At 46.0% G+C, this 19,363-nt stretch carries 17 protein-coding genes; all 17 read right to left on the minus strand.

The annotated features are described in order from the left end of the window. Positions 1–51: 51 nt before the first annotated feature. The 17 genes from ACIGBN_RS13590 to ACIGBN_RS13670 all read right to left on the minus strand — a co-directional run bounded on the left by ACIGBN_RS13590 (position 52) and on the right by ACIGBN_RS13670 (position 19,356). Positions 52–2,184, minus strand: coding sequence for a flagellar hook-length control protein FliK (locus tag ACIGBN_RS13590; RefSeq protein WP_396666033.1), 2,133 nt, complete (start codon positions 2,182–2,184; stop codon positions 52–54). 54 nt (positions 2,185–2,238) lie between these two features. Continuing rightward, complete coding sequence (locus ACIGBN_RS13595) at positions 2,239–3,939, minus strand: SpoIIE family protein phosphatase (protein WP_396666035.1); 1,701 nt, start codon at positions 3,937–3,939, stop codon at positions 2,239–2,241. A 3-nt stretch (positions 3,940–3,942) separates the two neighbouring features. Further along, positions 3,943–4,245 carry an STAS domain-containing protein gene (locus ACIGBN_RS13600; RefSeq protein ID WP_243712049.1) on the minus strand — a complete coding sequence of 101 codons (303 nt, stop codon included), beginning with the start codon at positions 4,243–4,245 and terminating at the stop codon, positions 3,943–3,945. 32 nt (positions 4,246–4,277) lie between these two features. Then, a complete protein-coding gene (locus tag ACIGBN_RS13605) occupies positions 4,278–6,191 on the minus strand; it encodes a hypothetical protein (RefSeq protein ID WP_133004168.1) in 1,914 nt (637 codons plus the stop codon). Next, the gene (locus ACIGBN_RS13610) at positions 6,184–8,058 is read right to left on the minus strand and encodes a hypothetical protein (RefSeq protein ID WP_396666037.1); all 1,875 of its coding nucleotides are present in this window, start codon (positions 8,056–8,058) and stop codon (positions 6,184–6,186) included. The genes ACIGBN_RS13605 and ACIGBN_RS13610 overlap by 8 nt, the downstream gene beginning before the upstream one ends. 61 nt (positions 8,059–8,119) lie before the next feature. Beyond that, complete coding sequence (fliJ, locus tag ACIGBN_RS13615) at positions 8,120–8,554, minus strand: flagellar export protein FliJ (protein ID WP_133004170.1); 435 nt, start codon at positions 8,552–8,554, stop codon at positions 8,120–8,122. Positions 8,555–8,608: 54 nt separating this feature from the next. Continuing rightward, positions 8,609–9,940, minus strand: coding sequence for a flagellar protein export ATPase FliI (fliI, locus tag ACIGBN_RS13620; RefSeq protein ID WP_133004171.1), 1,332 nt, complete (start codon positions 9,938–9,940; stop codon positions 8,609–8,611). A gap of 11 nt (positions 9,941–9,951) precedes the next feature. Then, positions 9,952–10,755 carry a FliH/SctL family protein gene (locus ACIGBN_RS13625; RefSeq protein ID WP_396666040.1) on the minus strand — a complete coding sequence of 268 codons (804 nt, stop codon included), beginning with the start codon at positions 10,753–10,755 and terminating at the stop codon, positions 9,952–9,954. A gap of 7 nt (positions 10,756–10,762) precedes the next feature. After that, the gene (gene fliG / locus ACIGBN_RS13630; RefSeq protein WP_133004173.1) at positions 10,763–11,773 is read right to left on the minus strand and encodes a flagellar motor switch protein FliG; all 1,011 of its coding nucleotides are present in this window, start codon (positions 11,771–11,773) and stop codon (positions 10,763–10,765) included. Further along, the gene (gene fliF, locus ACIGBN_RS13635; protein WP_133004174.1) at positions 11,774–13,453 is read right to left on the minus strand and encodes a flagellar basal-body MS-ring/collar protein FliF; all 1,680 of its coding nucleotides are present in this window, start codon (positions 13,451–13,453) and stop codon (positions 11,774–11,776) included. Positions 13,454–13,480: 27 nt separating this feature from the next. Next, entirely contained in the window at positions 13,481–13,837 is a 357-nt protein-coding gene (fliE, locus tag ACIGBN_RS13640) for a flagellar hook-basal body complex protein FliE (RefSeq protein WP_133004175.1), read from the minus strand. A 67-nt stretch (positions 13,838–13,904) separates the two neighbouring features. Further along, positions 13,905–15,251 carry a sigma-54 dependent transcriptional regulator gene (locus ACIGBN_RS13645; protein WP_133004176.1) on the minus strand — a complete coding sequence of 449 codons (1,347 nt, stop codon included), beginning with the start codon at positions 15,249–15,251 and terminating at the stop codon, positions 13,905–13,907. 1 nt (position 15,252) lies between these two features. Further along, on the minus strand, positions 15,253–16,407 hold the full coding sequence (locus tag ACIGBN_RS13650; RefSeq protein WP_133004177.1) for a PAS domain-containing sensor histidine kinase: 1,155 nt from the start codon (positions 16,405–16,407) through the stop codon (positions 15,253–15,255). After that, the gene (locus ACIGBN_RS13655; RefSeq protein WP_165943016.1) at positions 16,407–16,889 is read right to left on the minus strand and encodes a helix-turn-helix domain-containing protein; all 483 of its coding nucleotides are present in this window, start codon (positions 16,887–16,889) and stop codon (positions 16,407–16,409) included. The genes ACIGBN_RS13650 and ACIGBN_RS13655 overlap by 1 nt, the downstream gene beginning before the upstream one ends. Positions 16,890–17,034: 145 nt before the next feature. Further along, positions 17,035–17,712, minus strand: a complete 678-nt coding sequence (gene bioD, locus ACIGBN_RS13660; RefSeq protein WP_396666043.1) for a dethiobiotin synthase — start codon at positions 17,710–17,712, stop codon at positions 17,035–17,037. 26 nt (positions 17,713–17,738) lie between these two features. Beyond that, on the minus strand, positions 17,739–18,572 hold the full coding sequence (bioC, locus tag ACIGBN_RS13665; protein ID WP_396666045.1) for a malonyl-ACP O-methyltransferase BioC: 834 nt from the start codon (positions 18,570–18,572) through the stop codon (positions 17,739–17,741). Further along, the gene (locus tag ACIGBN_RS13670) at positions 18,559–19,356 is read right to left on the minus strand and encodes an alpha/beta fold hydrolase (RefSeq protein ID WP_396666047.1); all 798 of its coding nucleotides are present in this window, start codon (positions 19,354–19,356) and stop codon (positions 18,559–18,561) included. The genes bioC and ACIGBN_RS13670 overlap by 14 nt, the downstream gene beginning before the upstream one ends. Positions 19,357–19,363: the final 7 nt, after the last annotated feature.

A 19,363-nucleotide genomic window follows, 5' to 3' on the forward strand; every position in this document is an offset into this window, starting at 1 on the left:
AAGTCTCTATTCTACAAAGAATAAAAAATAGCACCATGCCTTTCCCTTAATTTAAGCATAGTAATCAACACCCGATGGCGATACATAAGAAATATTTCGAACGGACAGGTCGTCATCCCCATCGTCGCCAGTTAAAAAGCGACTGGCATTAGCCGTTGACCCGCCCTCTCTAGCATCTTGGTATTGACCGCCGCTGGTCTCTTGTTGAGACACACCCACATCTACACTATCCAGATCCATCCCTTGCTGAGCAAGCATGTCCCTCAATCTGCCCATTTGGCTTTCTAATAAATCTCTGGCTTGAGGCGTGGCGGCCATAAAACTCACCTGGGTATTGTTATTGTCACTATCCACAGACACCTTCACCGTTAAACTGCCTAACTCAGGCGGGTCTAGCTTTATGTGTGCTGTATGCCCGCCAGATTGCGCAACAAAGGCCACTTTTTGCCCCATTTCCCCAGCCCAGCCTGGATGATTCGGAGGCACTGACATGGCTAAATTTTGCGGAGAGTTCATCGGCTGCATATTGGCTGCGGCTGGCGAAAGTCGGTTAGTTGTATTATTTGTCGCTGTGATTGAGCTATTCAGCCCTCCGGACTCAGAGTCTCTAGAGGTACCATCCCATTGACTGGCCATTTTACCAATCATCGCATCTTGCTCTTTCTTACGTAACTCTAGCGGCTCATTCGCCAACAAACTGTCTTTGTCTATTGTTGAAGCCAGATTGCCATCCGCCGTTAAACCATCCGTTTGTCCATTCGCGGCACCACCAACTGCCAAAGCGCCTGCCGCCAATGGCTGAGCGTTTTTGACCTCGTTGGCTAAAGCCACCTGATCGGCCACTTTAGTGGTTGGTGTGGGAATACCAGACACAGCGCTTTTATCGACACCGGCATCAGAGGCCGTCGTCGCAGCCGCAGTCGCCGCGGGAGCACTCCCTCCCATCTGAGAAAGCACCCAAGATAATTCTGTACCATCAGCCGCATCCGGTGCTTCGCTAGATTCAGCAGGTTCAACTTTACCGTCTTTAGCTAAGAGCATCGGAGCATCCGCTTTATCTAAAGCAGCTTTTGCGCCGTTAGCATTCACGCCCTTCGCCGCCAGACCAATGGTCGCTAGACCTGCAGCTACTTCCTTCGCTTTGCCTTCTTTAGCCTGTAATGCTCTCACTTCTGCCGGGACTTTATCGCTTATTTTTTCAGTCCCTTGTGACTTGATTGGCTGAACACCCGACGCCGCTAACGGTTGACTAGATGATAATGAATTCGTCGCTATATTCCCTGAAGCACTAAGCTCAGGGGCGGACTTGGCAGAGCCGGATAGATCGGAAGCAGATCGCTCAGAAGCAGGTTTTGCATCAGAAAGAGACTGTTCAGGCGCAAGCTCTAACTCCGAGGCCACACCTGCCTGGTTTGGATTCTGGTTATCCACATCTGAAGAAGTAGTCAGTTTATTTCCACCGACCTTCTCTACCATCCCTTGATCAGGGTTATTGGCTTGCAAACTATGAGTGGCAGCATCAGAAGTTGCCTGCGCGCCCTCAACTTGACCCGCCATATCTGAAGCGTCATTAACGCCAAGCGCCTCCCCTTTTGAGGTCATGGCAGCGTCTACTGGTGGCGTGGTACTCGGAACCGTCTTGCTTACCCCAGAGTCACTGGTTACAGCCGTCGACGTCTCGTTCTGCACATCATCAGCCCCCTCAGTTACGCTTCGCAAAACACCAGACTCCGTCTTACCGCTTTTTGCCAAAAGCTCGCTGTCTGGCGAATTTTGTCCTGTATGGTGCAAACTCTTGCCGTTATCTATCACTTTTTCTTGGGTGGCGTTTTTAGCCTGGCTGGTGAGGTCCCCATTGCTTGCCCGCGAATGACCATCTTGTAAAGAAGACTCACTGGTGCTGCGATCATTGCTTGAAGAAGACAACGTGGATTCTTTTGCGGCCCCTTCTTGGCTAGGATTTGAGCGAGTCACGTTATCTGCACCCTCATCAGTACTCACAACCGCTTCACCCTTGCTTTGTGTAGGTTGTGATTTTGCGTCGGAAGCTAACTCCCGCTTCGCTTTTTGAAGGTTTTCTGCAAATACTTGACCACGAGAATCAGCACCCGATGAATGGGTGTTGATAGTGGATTTTGATGGGGGTTGTGAAGATGACAACACCGAGTTTGTGACTGTTTGCATATTTTCCTCCGGCAATAGAAAGCAACATGCAAGACAAAGGCCAATCTAACTATTTCAGTTTAGCTGCCAACGAAAACACGCACTGACAGAGCGTCCGCCATGAGAAAACTCCAGTTTTTCACATAACTGATTTAGCAGCGCCAAGCCTCGATTATAAGGCACGTCTGTATTGTCTAAATCAAACGCTACGCTCTGATAGTCAAAACCAGGCCCACTGTCTGTGACTCTCAGTTCGAGCTCACCTGACGCAGAGTCAGAGGTCGCCTTTACTTGAATCGTCACTGAACCTTCTTCTAATGCACATAAAGCCTGCTCCCTCTCTTCATAATATGAAGCAAACCCCTCTAGGGTATTCTTCTTATCAGAAGACAGCCTTAACACACCATGTTCAAGAGCATTAGAATACAGCTCAGACAAAATCATAAACACATGACTCGCGTATTGTTTTAACCCTGGCGCCGTGGTGATAATTTGAAGTATATAAGGAAGTGGATCCGTCGAACGCAAAGAGTCAGCGTTTAACCTGTATTCAAAAGAGAAATCTGCCGGAGCTTCTTGCTTATAAGACGGTTCACTAGCGTCCGCTGAATGCACGCCAATTTGGGGGGTGAGTGAAACTTCTAAACAAGAAATATCATCATGTGGACTCTCTAAAACACCCGCTTGCGCCATCCGATCAATGAGCCAACTCAAGCCGTTATGTGACAAAACTTCACGGTTGTAAAGCGAAGCAACCATAGTTTCATAGAAGGAGGTTCCTTGCGCTGTCTTGGCTTCAAAAAGGCCATCGGAATAAACCAGCAACGCATCGCCCGCTTGAAACGATACCGGATCAATAGCAAATTCAAAGTCAGCAGGAGACAGCACGCCTAACGGTAAATTCTTTGATATAAGTCTTTTAGGTTGTTGCTCAAACTGAGAGAAAAACAATAAATCAGGCAGCCCACCATTCCAGATTTCCATGCTTTTGTCGTTGGCTTTAATATCAATAAAAGCCGCACTGCAAAACATATCTGGTGGCAAAATTCGCTTAAGACGTGCGTTTATTTCAGGCAATATTTGCCTCATCAAAAAGCCTTTTTTCGTCCAATCAAAGAATATATCCGCCAATGGCAAAGCACCAATAGCAGCAGACAACCCCTGACCTGTAAAGTCACCCAGTAATAAGTGCATCCCTCCATTAGGCTTATAAGCCGCCAATATGACATCGCCGTTGAAGGTATGACTACCATAATGAAAAGTATGTAAAGCAGGGTCGCTTAAACAGTTCGAGTGGGTAATATTTTCGTAAACCACTTTCGCCACTTCCTGCTCATACACCAACATTTCATTATATTGGGATAAAGCTTGGTTTTGCTTAGCCAGTGTTTTTTGCATGACTAAAATTCGTGTCATTGCGTCCAGTTTAGCCGCAATTATCGTTGAGCAATAAGGCTTAGAAATGTAGTCTGTGCCGCTTATTTTCAAGCAATCTAATAGCGACACCGAGTCACGATCGCCAGATAAAAACACAATCGGGACAAACACACCATTCGCAATGCGCTGTATTTCTAGGGCAACCGATCGACTATTGCAAAAAGAGGGCGTGACGCCTAAACAAACCAATTGAATAAGCTCAGGATCAAATAAATCAATGGCTTCGCGACCATCATTCGCAACCACCACTGCATGACCAAGTTGCTCGAATATCGTTTTTAAAAGCACACGATCTGGGGTCGCTTCATCCGCAATAAGAATGGTAATGTTTGCTTCCATAAATTACTCGGACATCGTAAAAAGGCGGTTGAAATTAGCCATTTCTAACACTTGGCTAACAACGGCGGAGCAATGACTGAGAAGCACTTTGGCCCCTCGTACATCGGCGTGTTTTTTAAGCAGCAGTAACATACCCAATGCCGAACTATCTAAGTAGCTAACATTCGATAAATCAACGGTGTACGTTTTAGCTTGAGGCGTTGACACAAAAGCATTGCGAAACACACGATGGCAATAAACATCAAAACGCCCATTCACTTTAATCATCAGGTGCGCTGAACTTTCATCATAACGGTTTTCTATCACAATCCCCTCCAAACACAAGAAGAAGAGCTTAGTTAAGACTCGTCCAACCCATCTGTATTTTCTATTAAAGCGATTATTTCTTTGTTACCGCTATCATCCAATCGAGTTACCTCGAGTAATAAATTGTCAATTCGGTCTTGTATTTCATTGACCGATTGTTTGGCACGCTCCAATCGAGCAGCGCCGATACTGTGATCCGACTCTAAAAGAGACAAGGTTAGGGAAACCCCTTCCTGCATGGCAAAAATCTGCTGCTGCACACTACTAATATCGTGTTCTAAATCAATGGAAAAACGCTGGCGAATTTGCTCAGAGCTGTCTTCTGTCGCCGATAAACTAGCGAGCACTCCAGCACGAACTTCATTCAAACAGCGGTCAACATCATTCAAGAGTAAGACCTGCCCTGCGACGTCTTTTTCTACCAAAACCAAACGCTGTAGCAGCAGTTCATAGCCAACTAATATGGTGTCATCAATCTGATGAGACAAAGAAGAGACATTTCCTAACTCGCTAACAAGCGACTCTGATAAGGCGTTATTAACCGGCACAATCGACTTAATATGCTCACAATTGTCGTTTATTTTTGCCGTTAATAGCGTTTTTATTTGTTGTAGTTTAGTAATTTTAAAATCGAGTGAAGGCTGCAATTCTGAGTGTTCTGCGGCGTTTATAAGATCAATAACAGAGCGTCGTATTTCTTCCAATAGCAGTGAGAAATCTTGAAATGGGGAGTCGCTTCTAAGCACGCGTATTGGGTAATGCCAAGTACCTTGAACCATGAGTTCTAAGCTTTTTCTTAACACTTCAATTTCCGCTAACTGTGAAAGAGGTGTCAGCGATACTAAGAAGGATACATCATCACTTTCCTGATCTATTAATCGCTCTACAACAACGGAGTAGCGCCCTTCTAACAAGCTCAATTTAATATCATGGTCGCCACTTAAAATGTTATCCGGTAAACGCTCGCCAAGCGGCCCATCTATGCCTGGGTCAATGTCAAACAGAGGCTCGAATACACTTGCGTTCTGCTCCCACAAATCACTAAACCCTTTGCTCAGCCACTTAACATCTCCCTTCTCATCTGCAATCAGAAAAGCGCTGGTTAAATGAGACATACCTAATGTCATTAATTTTTGATCCAAAATAGACTCTGATAATTCGAGCTCGCGCGCGGACAATTCATTCTCAAACAGTCGGCCCAAATCCGTGAATTCATCAATGACGTTATAATTCTGATCCGATGCAAAGCTTCCTTGTTTATGCTTTTCAAGCACCACGTGCAAATGCTGAAAGCCTTTTCCTAATCGTTTCACCAAAGTGGTCGACAAAATAACAAGCAGTAAAGCAATACCACCAAAAACAACCAACAATCCCCACTCACCGTAATCAAACAAGGTTTTATTACGCGCGTTCAGTGCTAATTGCTGTTCAGCGAACTCCCTTCCTTGTTCCCCTGCTCGAGCGATAAAACGACGAATTTTCTCTTTTTCTTGAACAAATAAACGTCGACTCTTCGCCACTCGCGACGCCTGATGCTGCTCCGTAATTTTTTTAAGGAAAGACAACTCTGGCTTCACATCCAGAAAACGAGCATTGGCATTAACCTGCTGATAGCGGGATAACAGAAGGTCGATATGGGTATAAACTTCGAGCAATTTCATTGGCAGCAGTTCGCTCTCTTTAACCTCTGAAAAAGAAACGTTAACCCCTGCTCTTTGGTCACTCAAAAGCCACTCAAACCAATAACGCTCCGCGGTGTTTGTGTGGATCATTAATGTGGCCAAACCAGCCTGCTTCTCCGCTCGCTCACCGAACTCCAAATCAACAAACTTATACAGCCCGACAGCGCCCACGACGAGCGCCAGCAAGAGGGCAAAAACCCCTTTCTGCACAGAACCAATCAACTCTTTTCGAGGCAAATTCAAAGAAGCATCTTGCTTAGTCATAGTTACTCACACTTTCTAAAGAGTGTTGCGGCCAAAGGTAATGAATAAAATCCGATATCGTATTGGTATTTATCACAAAATTATTCTCGTATGCAGCATTACATCCAAGTACGCACAAACCATCGCTGTCTGATAGCACGCTCAAATGACTCACATCCGCCATTGCCACCTCATCTGGTAGCCGAGCACACCAAGTAAAGAATGGCGCCTGAAAAGCCAAAGAACAGCCGTCGAGCAAAAGCACCATACGATTAACGACTTCGTTCTGACATAATACGATACGGTTAAAATATTCCATACCGTAAAGTAGCGCACTTTCACGCTTACCCTCTCCTGTCGAGAATGAGCCAAGAAGCGAATGAGAAGCAGCCGAGACAATATCCAGCACTAGATTGGCCTCAATCCACAAGAGGCCGCCTTTTAGCGCGACTTGGTAATAGCCAGTTTTCTGTGCTGAGCGCTCGCCACTGGGCACCTCTTTAACCTCAGGTAAAAGGCATTCAGCCAACCAGGGCTCAATGAAGCGTCTGGATTTTGCCGTTAGCCAAATGTTTTTTATCCGCTTTCCAGCTTGATAAGAAACAGCACAAACACCTTCTTCTTGATGCAAACTCTTGATAGCAACAGCCACATAACGACCATCTTGATTGATCACAAAGAGCTCAAGACTTGTGTCATTCAAACACTGAAAAACACCATCTTCAATCAAAAAAAGGTCCGCATTAACGTGCAAACTCGCCCCAAACCCAGTCTCAAAGTAGCACTTCCAACCAGAATCGGTTCGCTGTAAACGCGTATTTTGAAGTGCAAAACAGCCGACAAAGTCTGCCTGATCAAATGCCCAGCACTGCTCACCAACATCAACCACATAGAGCCAAGAAGAGAGCAGATCACGCCCTAAACAGACCTTGTTACTAGCAAGATCAACTTTCGATTCAGCCACACTGGTAGCGTCACTATCGGCGTCGATTTGTAAATAATGATAGCCTGCAATTCGAACAGGACGAGCCAACTGCCCAGCAGTCACAGCAATCGGTAGCATAGACAAAGAGCGAGGCACTAAACGCTCGCCATTCACCAGCTTGCCGCCACGCTCTATCGATGAGAAATAGTCAGAAAATTCAACATAATAATGTGTTCTTATCGATTCTGAAATCGACGCTAGCAAAGCACGACGCTGGCGCTGAGGAAGCGCCTCAGATAAAAAAGTCGCACCATAGCTGGATAGCAAAAACGCAGCCTTTGGCTCGTTCTCGTCCGTTGCCGAGTAACGCCAAGTAAAGTTAGCAAAGCGCGCGCTTAGCCAATCCAAAGGCTGTACAGTACACAGATGAAAATACCCCGTTCCCACACTATCCAAGTCTTCATCAAGATGAAAAGACACCTTGCCAATAGCGGACAAACAAGCCATTGCGCCTGTGATATCCAGTGGACTTGAAACACTTGGACGCCCCTCATACAAATAGCAAGGAAGCGTACGAACCAAGGATTTTTTTTGTTCCAATAAGCGCCAACAAAAACGCTCTTCAGTAAACAAAGAAAGCGTTAATCCTACATAAGCCTCTCCAAGAGCCCAAGCCAAAGTGTATTGCTCAAGGCTGTCCGCCATTTCATATAACGCCATGGCTAACTTACTATCGTATATAGGTTGCTTGCTAATAACATTGTCGACACTGAGCAGGCCAAGTCGTGTCCGTTCACAGACAATATCAGGGGCATGATTGGCGACTAAACAGTGAGATAAATCTGATAACGCACACTTGATATTGATCAAGCCAGACTTAGGGGAAGGTGGGTAGGCATCAATTGCCTCAGCCAACGCGGAGATAACAGAAGAGTAAGTGCTAACAACAATATCCTTTGGCACCTAATATCACCTCAATTCGATGAGCGACGCCATCCAAAGTTGATCACTTAAAAAAGGATGACTAACGTATATTATCCATAAAACGACGCATGGCAAATTCATCGTTCTGGCGCTGTTCTTTCTTATCTTCTAACTGCAGCTCTTGTTTATGATGTTTTTCTTTTAGCCAATCCATGCTTTTTGTTTTGGTTTTCGCTTCCATCCAGCCACGCATGGTCATATTCGCTTGCTGTTGAGAACGCCCTACCGCAGCTTCCTGCTGTTTGATGGCTTGTTGAACACGATCCACAAAGTGTTGATAGTTCGTGGTGAGATAAGCACTTAGGCCCAATAAATTACGCTCGGATTCATATTGCCCCGCGTATTCTTTCAACTCTTCCAGTTTATCCTGATCATGCTGCACCTTGGCTTTATCGGCCGCCAACTGCCGAGCAATAGCGTCTTCTTTGCGTTTAGCGATATCGACTAATAATTGAGCTCGTTGGGATTTTTTCATAACCATTCTCTAATGCGAACTAATTGAATACTAGACGCTTTTCCACACAAAGGTCTACTCTCCTTTTGTCATCGCCTGCACCAGCGCCTCTAAACTGCCATCGATGGTAAAACTTTCTCCAAGCCCTTGCTGAAGAAACTCACGGATATCTGGCATACGCATGATCGCTTGATCTAGGTCTGGGTCGCTGCCTCGAGAATAGGCACCAATAGCAATAAGATCTTGATTTTGCTGGTATTTCGAATACAGCTGCTTCACTCGCATGGCACCTTGTAGATGCGCCTCGCTGACAATATTAGGCATAGCTCGGGAAATAGACGCCTCGATATCAATCGCTGGATAATGGCCTTCTTCAGCCAAACGGCGCGACAACACAATATGACCATCCAAGATGGCGCGTGACGCGTCAGCAATAGGGTCTTGTTGGTCATCGCCTTCCGTCAAAACAGTATAGAAAGCAGTAATAGAGCCACTGCCACTACGGCCATTTCCGGCACGCTCGACCAATTGAGGGAGTTTGGAGAAAACCGAAGGTGGGTAACCCTTAGTCGCTGGCGGTTCACCAACCGATAAGGCGATTTCACGTTGCGCTTGGGCATAACGCGTCAGAGAATCCATTAGTAGCAGAACACTTTTCCCTTGGTCTCGATAATATTCTGCAATCCGTGTCGCCAACATGGCTGCCCGCAACCGCATTAAGGCCGAATCATCTGCAGGAGACGCAACCACCACAGAACGAGCAAGCCCTTCTTCCCCTAGCGTTTGCTCGATGAACTCTTTCACCTCACGGCCACGCTCACCGATTAAACCAACAATGGTGACCTCAGCTTCGGTAAAGCGCGTCATCATGCCGAGCAACATACTCTTACCGACACCACTACCAGCAAACAAACCAATTCGCTGGCCTTTGCCCACCGTTAGAAGACTATTAATGGATTTAATACCCACATCAAGTGGCTCATGAATAGGTTGACGCTGGAGCGGGTTAATCGTGTCACACTGCAAGCTAACAGAATCTTTGGTTCGGATCGGACCTTTGCCATCCAATGGCTTGCCCACGCCATTCACGACTCGACCAAGCAGCTCATCGCCTACCGGCATTTTGCTTTCTTCGACAAGCGGCCGCACTCGCGCACCAGGAGAAATACCATCAATCGCTTCAGTAGGCATTAAATAGGTTAGGTTTCCTGTGAAGCCAACCACTTCAGATTCCACCCAACGATTATTTCGCACTTGCACCAAGCAGCGATCGCCTAAGGCAACCACACAGCCAACCGCTTCCATGGTTAAGCCCACCATACGAGTGACTTTACCTTCTAATTGGGGAGGAAATGGTGCCGCTGACACATTTTTTAACTTCTGTAAGCGCTCTGCTAATGTCGACACTGGCGCCACCTTTATTCTTCAGGAGTAGATAGATGACGCAGCTCGTTACACACCGCCTCTAAACGTTGTTCAACTCGACCATCCACATGAAATGATTTTGAATCCAACAAAAAGCCGCCTTCAATCAAACTTTCATCTTCATCCACTTGTAAGGTCAAACGGTCACGCACTGCCAACGCTTCTAGTACCGAGATATCATTGGGGTGCAGGCGTAATCTAATGCGCCCTTCATACTCACCAATCTCTTCAAATATGCGAGATAGCTGAGCTTTTAAAACCGTATGGGCTTCTTCTTTCATTTGCGAAAGACAGACATTTTCAATCAGTCGAGTCATGGTTTGGTACAGTATGGCTTCTGCTGCAGCACGACTTTCTTCCAGTGGAATTGTGATTTCACGAACCACATCGGCCAATAACTTTTCAACACTTTCCAGCTGGCTTTGAGCAATTTCTTTAGCGGCGGCTTCACCTTCTTCGCGACCTTGAATAAGACCTTCTGCATGGCCCTTTTCAAATCCTTCTGGCTCACCTTTTGCCAAACCATCTTCATAACCTTTGGCGTGGCCGTCACCCTCCCCCTGAATAAAGCCTTCGTCATAGGCAGCAGATCGAATTTCTTCAAGTTGAGACGCGGTTAATGGCTCATAAACCAAACTGTCTTGATCCACTTCTTCTGTGGTAATCGAGGTATCTTTTTGAATGAGAATGGCAGGACCTGTGTCTTCAGTTACCTTATTATTCTCAAGATTAGGCAACTCCCAGCGCTCATAGGCCGTTAATTTGCGTTCGATTTTTTTCTCGTCTTCTTCTGACATTCTTTATTTAAACCATCTGCTCACCGCCACCACCAAGAACGATTTCTCCGTTATCGGCAAGGCGTCTGGCAACCGCCAGAATTTCTTTTTGAGCAACTTCCACTTCACTGACACGAACAGGACCTTTTGCTTCAAGGTCGTCTTTGAGCATGTCCGCGGCACGAGAAGACATATTTTTAAACACTTTTTCTTGCATATCAGGGTCCGCGCCTTTCAAGGCCAAAATCAAGGTTTCGGACTCTACTTCACGTAATATCACCTGAATACCGCGATCATCAACATCCATCAGGTTATCAAAGACAAACATCAAGTCTTGAATGGTGTTCGCCAAATCTTCATCAACGTCCCGAATAGAATCCATCAACTCGGACTCCACCGAACTGTCGATAAAGTTCATAATGTTGGCCGCGGTACGAATACCACCAATGGATGTAGATTGCGTTGACTGATTGCCAGAAAATTGTCTTTCTAGAATATCATTCAGCTCTTGCAAAGCAGCAGGCTGAACGGTATCCAGCGACGCCACACGCAACACAATGTCTAACCGCACTCGTTCATCGAAGTTAGCCAAAATATCGGCTGCCTGATCCGGATCAAGGTAGGAAATAACAATCGCTTGAATCTGCGGGTGCTCATAACGGATAACATCGGCTACCGCCCTTGGCTCCATCCACTTCAAGGTATCCAAACCTGTGGTGTTGCCGCCTAACAAGATGCGATCGATCAAACTACTGGCTTTTTCATCGCCCAACGCTTCTTTCAACATGTTGCGAATATAGCCGTCAGCCCCTAACCCCAAACCGGTTTGATCGCCAACCAGAACCAAAAAGTCATCCAGTACTTTTTCAACCTGATGACGCTGCACGTTGGAAAGCTGAGCCATGGTTTGACCAATGCGCTGTACTTCTTTTGGCCCCATGTGCTTAAGAATTTGCGCAGCATCTGATTCGCCAAGCGACATCAATAATACGGCTGCTTTCTCAAGTGAGCTTAAATCATTTTGACCAATATCACTCATTTAACCTTCCATCACCCATTGTTTCACAACTTGAGCAACACGCTCCGGCTCTTCGGCAATCAAGCCTCGAATGGCATTAATTTGACGTTCGATTTTCTCTGGCGAACCAGGAACCATCACATCTTCAGCACTCACTAAGGAGACTTGATCGTCTGAAATCTCATCGGTTTCATCGGAGAAAATAGCCGCTTCGGTATCTTCCGCCACCGCAATTTTATTCTGCTCACTCAGCGTTTTCAGAATCGGTCGCACTACAATCAGCAGCAAGATCAGCACAAACAGACCCACTAAACTTGGTTTCAACAGATTAAGAAACCAGGCTTCTTTGTAAAACGGAACCACTTCAGCAGGCGCTTCTGGTTCAGGCAAAGCAAACGGCGAGTTAATCACACTGACACTGTCGCCACGAGAAGGGTTATAACCCACTGCGTCCCGAACCAATAATGTCAGCCGACCTAATTCTTCATCGCTCCAAGGCGTTCTCTCGACCGCGTTAGTATTCGGATTGATGCTCACCAAATCATCCACCACAACCGCCACCGACAATCGATGAATCGTACCTTGCTGGTTTTTGGTGTAACTAATGCTTCTGTCTAATTCAAAATTCCGCGTGGTCTCTTCCCGAGACTGCCCATTCGACGCGTTGTTTGAGCTTGATGCGCCAATCGGTGCGCCATTTTCATCCACCGCTTCGGGGGCCGTTACCGCGCCTGGCGGCTGATTGCTTAATGCGCCTGGAATACCACCATTGGTCGCTCCAGCACCTTTTTTCTCTTTCAGCGTCTGTTCGCTCCGCAGCGCCAATAAGTCAGGGTTATATTGCTCTGCCGTTTTTTCCACCGCCGTAAAGTCCACATCGGCAGACACTTCTGCTTTAAAGCGGCCATCGCCGACAACAGGACCTAATATGCTGTTGACTCGCTGTAACAGAACATCTTCAACACGACGGGTGTAATCAAACTGTTTACCCGCAACAGACAGCTGCGAAGAAGGGTCTTTCTCTGTTAATAAGGTGCCGCGCTGATCCACCACGGTGACATTTTTCTCGGTCAATTGAGAAATACTAGACGCCACAAGGTTCACAATCGCATCCACTTGGCTGCGATCTAAACGTCGTCCTGGGTACAATTCAAGAAAAACAGAGGCTGAAGGCTTACGTGTATCGCGCACAAACACAGATTCTTTAGGAATGGCCAAGTGCACACGTGCAGATTTAACACTCTGCAAACTGGAAATGGTTTTGCTTAACTCCCCTTCCAAACCACGTCGATAGCGCGCGCTCTCCACAAACTGAGAGGTGCCTAAGCCTTGGTCTTTATCAAGAATTTCCATCCCCACGGTCTGATCAGAAACAATGCCAGAACCGGCAAGTTTTAGACGTGCTTGTTGATAATAATCGGACTCAACAAGCAAAGCGCCTGTATTTTGGTCAATTTTAAAGGGAATATTATTGGTGTTAAGAACTTCTACGATTTGATCCGCACTGTAATTAGTAATACTACTCAATACGGGTTTGTAATCTGGCCCACTGGTCCATAAGACCGCCGCCAAAGCAATAGCAATAGAGGCAGCAAGGCCGACCATTAAAGCAAGCTGTCGAATGACAGTTAGCTTATTAAAGCCAGTCACAAGGTCTAGATAGAGCTTTTGCTCTGATTGTTCAGCTGGGACATTATCCATTAAAAAGCGCCAAGCGATATATCATGCCTAAATTGGCATATTCATGATTTTTTCATACGCATCCACAAGCTTATTACGCACCTGCGTCATAGCTTCAAATGAAATACTCGATTTTTGCAGACCTATCATGACTTGAGGCAAATCTACACCGGCGTCGCCGCGTTCGTATGACTGCGCCAAACTCTTTGCATCCTGCTGCAATGAATTCACATTGTTGACCGCGTCTTTTAGCATGTCTGCAAAATCGGCACGACCAACCGCATCCCCTTGTTCTCCACCTATTTTAGAAATACCAGGCATAGGCGAGCCAGGCGCATGAACTTGCGCCTTCATTTCCCGCATTTGGGAAAGCACTTGATTAATATCTGGTCTATCTGTGACCATGCTACTCACCTACAAAAAACACATTGATACAGCTTAGCATAAAGGTAATTAAAACAAGATACAAAAATCAATCCACATCTAAACCACTTTCGCGCATTTTGGCAATTTTGTAACGCAATGTTCGCGGGCTAATACCCAACTTATCAGCCACAATCTTGCGTTTTCCGTTTGCCTCGATCAACGCTTGGGCAATAATGCGGAATTCATGCTGCTGAACCCCTTTACCCAAAATAGAAGCCGCGCTGTCTTCTTCCTCTTCTTGAACCTCGCTTACCGCTGGCGCACTCATCATATCGAATGCCACGTGTTCTTCATGGATTTGGCCGTTAGGGCTTAAAATAAGAGCGCGCTGAATCACATTATCCAACTCTCGCACATTACCAGGCCAAGGGTGCGCCTCAAGTTTACTCAAAGCTGAGGGTTTTAAGACCGCATTTGCGACGCGCATTTTGACCGCATGTTTCTCTAAGAAACGCTGAGCAATAGGAATAATATCCCCTTTCCTTTCGCGAATCGGCAACCAGCGCAATGGAAAAACATTTAACCGGTAATACAAATCTTCTCGGAAACCACCATCGCGTACATATTCAGCCAAATCGCGGTTAGTGGTTGCGATCACTCGCACATCAAGCTGAATGGTTTTCTTACCGCCAAGGCGCTCAACTTCCTGTTCTTGAAGCACTCGAAGCAACTTAGCTTGCAACCCAATGTCTATTTCGGTGATTTCATCCAGCAACAAAGTACCACCATTAGCCTGCTCAAACTTACCCGCTTGAGCAGAAACCGCGCCAGTATAAGCGCCTTTTTCATAACCAAATAAAATCGCTTCCAGCATATTTTCTGGAATGGCAGCACAGTTAATAGCGACAAAAGGGGCGTTATTTCGAGCCGATTCTTGGTGAATGTAATTCGCTAATACTTCTTTCCCCGTGCCACTCTCACCACAAATCAAGACCGTTGAATCGGTCACCGCAACGCGCTTCGCCAACTCCAACATAGCAATACTTGAAGGGTCTTTAGCAATTGGCTGATGACTCTGTGAGGCGGTTTTTTTCACCGTGTATTTTTCGATGGCTTCTAGCAGTTCTTTTTCTTGGAACGGCTTTAATAAATAATCCACCGCGCCGTCACGCATGGCTTCAACAGCATGCGCGATATCACCATACGCCGTCATTAACATGATGGGCAATTCGGGATAATTCTCAATGACATGATGCAGCAAACCATAGCCATCCATACCCGGTAAGTTGACATCGGAAACCACCATATCAAACGTACTTACCTTAAGCGCTAATACGGCATCTTCCGCATTGAACACCACTTTACACTGATAATTAGCCAGCATTAGTGTGTCTTCTAACGCTTCAGCCAACCCTTTATCATCTTCAACGATGAGTAACTTAACATCAGACATACTACGCCCTTACAAGAGGAAGCTGCAGACTTGCCGTCGTGCCCACTCCCTCGATACTGTCTATTTCAAACAAGCCATGATGCGCTCTTGCAATCGCTTTCACAACCATCAAACCTAATCCTGTTCCGTGCTGTTTCGTTGTCACAAAGCCTTCTTGAACATGCTCTAATTGAGCCTGCGACATGCCTTCTCCTTGGTCTTTAAAAGCAATTCGCAACACACCGTCTTCGCAGCGCCATTGCAGAATAACCAGCCCCCCTTCGGATTGAGCATCGATGGCATTATTCAGCAGGTTTAGCAAAGCACCAATTAATGCTTCTTTATTACATTGGATCAACAGCGAGGCAATGTCTTGCTCACCATCAATCTCTAATAGGGTATTTTTTTGATCGCATATATCACGACACTCCGCGATCAGATTATCCATGAACACGCTCGCGTCTAACTTTTCATCCAGTTTAATATCACTACGCGAAAAGATCAGCATGTCACGAATTTGCCGTTCTATATTTTCTAAACGATTAGAGAGTTTATCCGCAAAACGCTGACGCATCACTGGAGATAAGTCGCTTTTTTGTAAATGCCCTGCGTATAAGGTCGCTGACGACAACGGGGTTCGAATTTGATGCGCTAACGCGGCAACCATTTTTCCCATATTCGACAAGCGCTCATGGTGTGATAGTTTTTTCTGTAGCAAATAGGCTTCGGTTAAATCGACAAAAATCAATAATTGTCCTGGCACGTCACCAAGAGAAGCCGTTTCTACACGCACACGCCGACCAGATGTCATGCTAATCTCGTGACCATCGTCTTTTTGTGGGCGAAAGCTCAAGGGCACAATGTCGCCCCACGAACGCCCAATTAAAGGCAACTCAAACAGACGATCAGCAACAGGGTTTGCCATTACTACCAAACCTTCCGCGTTTAACAATAAAACGCCAACTGGCATGGACTCGAAAAGCTGTTGGAATTGCTGTACTAGAATACGATTTTTATCTTGCTCTTCTCGGCGATTTTGTTCAGATTTTTCTAATTGAGCGGAAAGTTGGGCGACCTGCTCCTGTAAGTCTAAATAAGACTTAGCAAGCACATCTGAAGATTCTGAAAATACTTGAAAGGCCGCCTTTAACTCGGCAATCTCTTCGTCCTTTGTCACTAAAACTCCGACTTATCAATATTGTACCGACGCATTTTTTCAATCAATGTGGTTCTTTGGATCTGCAAATTTTGCGCCGCTCGAGAAACCACTCCCTGTGCTGACACCAATGCCTGCCTGATGAGCAAGGCTTCCAAATGGCGCACATGCAAATTTAGATTCACACCAGAAGGCTGAGGCAGCAAACGTCTTTGCTGTATTTCTTTCAGCACACTCCAAAAGTCTTGGGAGCGCCAAGGCAGAGGACAATACCACACATTTTCTTCGGTTCGCTCACCATTGATAATACTCAATGATGAACGCAAAGAAATCACGGGGATCATCTCATCCAGCTGAACACACTCAACAGAGTGACCAATAACCACAAAATCAGGTAAATGGAACGCTGTGAACGACGTACTGTGCTCGACACCAATAAAGGTCAGCACACTTGAGACACTCAGTATCTCTTCGTCATCTAATCCACATAACCAAGCTCTCACTCTATTCACCCTCATTCGCAATATACAAACGCCGCCAATCCATAAGGATAGCGCTAAGCAGGAAGTAAGTCGCTCTTCCCTGATCTAATAATGCGAATTGAATTCTAGGTTTCAACCCTTCACTCAGCAACTATTGCCTGAAAGACTAGAGTTTCGACAAGATTTGATCAAACTCATCATCGCCATCCGCTGGCGATGCATGCCAGGTTAATGTTCCAAGCAAGGGAGCTGGCAGCATATTCGTTAAGCTTTGCAGGTTTTCTTCATAACAAGGCATGGAGTCCTGCCCACCATTCGCCACCCAACCCGCAATATTAAGGCCATCACGTAAAATGGCTTCGGCGCTTAACATCGCATGATTTAGACAACCCAGCTTCATGTTCACCACCAGCACCACTGGAAAATTAAGGCTCTTTGCCAACCCAGATAACAACTCACGATCATTAAGTGGCACTCGCCAACCACCGGCACCTTCGACGATAGCAAAATCATAAGGCGTCAATAATGCCCCTTTTAAAAAGCCTTCAAGACGAGACACAGTAATCAGACGATTTTCTTGTGCGGCGGCAATATGCGGTGCTATAGCAGGCTCAAGCACAACCGGATTTACCTGTTCATAAGGCAATCGCACACTGCTTGCCGCTTGGATCAATAAAGCATCATCATTGCGTAGTGCTCCATCGACCCGTTCCGCCCCTGCAGCAATGGGTTTTAGTCCAAGAGAGCGGAGTCCAGCACGATGCGCGGCTTTTAATAAACCAACCGTGACATAAGTTTTTCCTGCATCGGTATCTGTTGCCGTCACAAAAAACGTTTTTTTCACTAGTAACACCCCATTAAGACACTTTATTAAGAACAGGGCTTTTGCAAAACAACAAAAGCCACTTGGTAACGCAAAGGAATTCCTCTCTTCTCTCTAAGCTGCTCATATTGCTTGATAAAGGTTTTCCACTTAGAAGGAGACATGCTGTTATTTTGCTTGTTAACCACCAAGCTAGCACCGACTTTTTTTAACGAATGAATGGCGTCTTCTGGTGCTGAAAACCACATAGGCACAGTGGCCAACTCTGAATGCTGTATTTGCCAATGACACTCTGTCACCTGTGCAAGCAATGCTTCTAACCTTGGGTATTGATTCACATGAGGCGCATTATCGATGCCTTGCCATGCCTGCTCAATTTCTGGCATTGAGCCTTCACACAAGGTAGAAAACACCAGATACCCACCAGGCGCGGTGGCCCGATAGAGCTCAGAAAAAAGCGTTTTCGGCTGCAAACACCATTGCATAGCCAAGCTTGAAAACAACAAATCAAAGGCATTATCAGAAAACGGAAGTGACTCAGCGTCCCCACAAACAAACGAAAGCGCGCCTTGCTGGCTGGGCAAATCAGTCAACAAGTGATTGCTCGTTCTGGCGGTTTCTAGCATTTGAAAAGATAAATCCAATGCCATAAATAGAGAAGGTGAAAGCGTTTGAGACAGAGTAGCAAGTGCTTGCCCAGTTCCAGTCCCTACGTCTAAAACAGCATTAGCGTGAGAACAAGGCAAATGCCTAAAGAGCCGATCCAACACCACTCGTTGAAAATCGGCATAAGCATCGTAGGTTAAAGCGGCACGATCAAATCGCTGGGCAACTTGTCGTTTATAGTGAAAAGAATCTTCACCATCATTAGCTATTGGCATCTATAAAGGTTTCGATATGCTGTACGCAAACATCTTCTGCCTCCAAGAAGGATTGATGGGCACAATCTGGCACAACAATCACCTCTTGGAGCGGATTCGCATCGGTTTGCGTTGTTAAAGTCGTTGGGGCCACTAAGGTGTCGTTCTGCCCCAATATATGTAAGTTCGGTAAATCCAACAGCGCACTCTCGCGACGAACGTCTAATGCTCTCAATAATCGCAACCCACCCACTAACGCGGTTTTATTAAGCTGCTTTGGCAGCAATGCTTGAAGTTGCTTCATTAAAGGACGCTCTTGTTTTGCCCCTCTTACTTGCAACATCAAAAATCGCTTCATACCTTGTTCGGGGGACTCATCAACCAACTGAGAAAATTCGTCAAATAACATAGGTGCCATGCCTTCAGGCCAATTTTCTCGTTGCAAAAAGCTAGGAGAAGCCGACAAGGTAATCAAACCTTTTACACAACTAGAACGACGTGCTGCCACATAAGTAGACACCATGCCTCCCAAAGACCAACCGATCCACCAGCAGTCTTTCGGCGCAACAGCAATAAGCTGCTCCGACAAAGCGTCTATGTCGTAATTCGGTTCGATTCGCGTTTGTTCAATCCGGGCTTCATCCAAAGAAATTCCTGGTAAATTGGCCATCACCACATAGAAACGTTGGCTTAGACGCCGCGCCAAAGGCTTCATCACTTCTTTTGGCATCCCCCAACCTGGCACCATAAAAATAGCCGGACAATTTGGATCACCAAGAACTTCTGTTTCGATGCGTATGCGCATATTTCCC

Source organism: Marinomonas sp. NPDC078689, assembly GCF_044542435.1.
In the GTDB taxonomy this organism is placed as follows: Bacteria; Pseudomonadota; Gammaproteobacteria; order Pseudomonadales; family Marinomonadaceae; genus Marinomonas; species Marinomonas arenicola.

Coding starts and splice junctions, on each gene's coding strand:
- ACIGBN_RS13670 (WP_396666047.1), bottom strand. CDS start 19,356: ATGCGCATACGCATCGAAACAGAAGTTCTTGGTGATCCAAATTGTCCG.
- ACIGBN_RS13590 (WP_396666033.1), bottom strand. CDS start 2,184: ATGCAAACAGTCACAAACTCGGTGTTGTCATCTTCACAACCCCCATCA.
- bioC (WP_396666045.1), bottom strand. CDS start 18,572: ATGCCAATAGCTAATGATGGTGAAGATTCTTTTCACTATAAACGACAA.
- fliE (WP_133004175.1), bottom strand. CDS start 13,837: ATGGTCACAGATAGACCAGATATTAATCAAGTGCTTTCCCAAATGCGG.
- ACIGBN_RS13595 (WP_396666035.1), bottom strand. CDS start 3,939: ATGGAAGCAAACATTACCATTCTTATTGCGGATGAAGCGACCCCAGAT.
- fliF (WP_133004174.1), bottom strand. CDS start 13,453: ATGGATAATGTCCCAGCTGAACAATCAGAGCAAAAGCTCTATCTAGAC.
- fliG (WP_133004173.1), bottom strand. CDS start 11,773: ATGAGTGATATTGGTCAAAATGATTTAAGCTCACTTGAGAAAGCAGCC.
- ACIGBN_RS13645 (WP_133004176.1), bottom strand. CDS start 15,251: ATGTCTGATGTTAAGTTACTCATCGTTGAAGATGATAAAGGGTTGGCT.
- ACIGBN_RS13605 (WP_133004168.1), bottom strand. CDS start 6,191: ATGACTAAGCAAGATGCTTCTTTGAATTTGCCTCGAAAAGAGTTGATT.
- ACIGBN_RS13625 (WP_396666040.1), bottom strand. CDS start 10,755: ATGTCAGAAGAAGACGAGAAAAAAATCGAACGCAAATTAACGGCCTAT.
- fliJ (WP_133004170.1), bottom strand. CDS start 8,554: ATGAAAAAATCCCAACGAGCTCAATTATTAGTCGATATCGCTAAACGC.